General features: G+C 42.8%; 2 protein-coding genes. Both read right to left on the reverse strand.

What is annotated here, in order from left to right:
• The coding region (locus tag H8S34_RS15050; RefSeq protein WP_207725006.1) for a hypothetical protein at positions 1-220 on the reverse strand (220 nt) is incomplete at its 3' end.
• A gap of 292 nt (positions 221-512) precedes the next feature.
• Positions 513-1,379 carry an aminoglycoside 6-adenylyltransferase AadE gene (locus H8S34_RS14965; RefSeq protein WP_001255868.1) on the reverse strand — a complete coding sequence of 289 codons (867 nt, stop codon included), beginning with the start codon at positions 1,377-1,379 and terminating at the stop codon, positions 513-515.
• Positions 1,380-1,483 lie beyond the last annotated feature (104 nt).

Below are 1,483 nucleotides of genomic sequence, written 5' to 3' on the forward strand. Positions count from 1 at the left end.
CGCCTTTTCTTGTGGGGGTTTCCAAAGGGGGCAACGCCCCCATTTGGCACACGACTTTGCGAAGCAAAGTGTAGTGTGTTATACGCTCTGTCGGCGTTGTCGTGAAAATGCCGTTGCCGCCGGGGAGGGCAAGGGCATTTGAAGCGGCAAGATTTGAAGCGGCAAGAAAACAGGGCTGTGCTTGCGTGGCGTGGAGCCGCAAGCGCAGGTCTGGTTTCATCAGCAGACAGGGCGTATATGAAAGCCCCCGTCCCTCGTCCTACGCTCCGACTTGTGGACAAAGTGTCCCGAAGTTGTGGCCACACTCCCGGAAAAGTAGCAGGACAGCGGGCAACCGTCAAGGCTGAAATGAACGGGGTTACACCCGGCCTTGACCGCCGCCCGCCGCCCCGCTGGATGGGTGGACAAGGCGGCCAATCCCTCAAAGTGCTTGGCCGCGCTCTTTCTGATTTTGAGGTATTCAGTTTTTCAAAATTGAATAATCAAAATAAATTTTTTCGATTGAAAAAATTTTATTTGTTATCATCTTCAATGCCATATTTTTTCTTTTGCCGAATCACATAATTACTGATTTTTTCATCATATAGTGGATACTGGTAATCCAACTGGCATGCCACTTCTGACGAAACCTCCCGGAACAATGCCATACATTGTTCAAAGGATTCCCACATATGGGGATAGGAATCCATATTATAAGTAGACATAAGTCGTTCCCACAATTCCTCTGGGACATATTGCTTCATAAATTTATAGTTTTTTCCCAAACTGAAATGAAATCCCTGTTTGATACCAATCAGCCAGGAAATCATGCGAAGCAATTCTTTTCGTACTATATCATTCATATGGTCAATAGCAAAAAGAATTTCTTTGCGGCATAAGCCCTTTACTACATATGTTGTAGTATTCCAAAATTCATTACAGCAATCGTCAAACATTCTTTGAGTAGGCTTCTGCAAGTGGTAGTCTATATCCGTTGGTATTGGCGGCTTTACGATACGGTTGTCTTTATCCAACAGTAACTTTACCAGTTTATCCCATGTAAAATACTCGTCTATCAGTTCCAGCGGCAGCAAAGTTAAATCTATCTTAACATCATCAGTAAACAGCATTAAATATGAAAATCCCTTTTCTACAGCTGGAAATAATTCCATATCTTCCGGCTTTTGCAGAATCAACCTTTCACCAAATATATCTAGCCATTTATCATCACTTGTGAAGCTGTCCATATCCGTAACAAAAAAAGTAATATCAAAATCCTGAAAATCATCAGGCGGAATATTTGTATTTGTTCTAGATCCTTCCAAAGTAACCATGCGAATGCGTTTGTCTGTTTTTGCAAAATTCAAAACAATATCATAAACTTCCTTTTCTGATCTCATTTTTATCTCCTCCAATTATTGAAATAGGTGTGAAGCCATTTTAGGGCTTTCCCGCCTTGATTACCCTTTAGCAAAGACGGGCGGGACTGTCAACGGCGGCGCAT

The organism is Pseudoflavonifractor hominis, assembly GCF_014288125.1.
Lineage (GTDB): Bacteria > Bacillota > Clostridia > Oscillospirales > Oscillospiraceae > Pseudoflavonifractor_A > Pseudoflavonifractor_A gallinarum.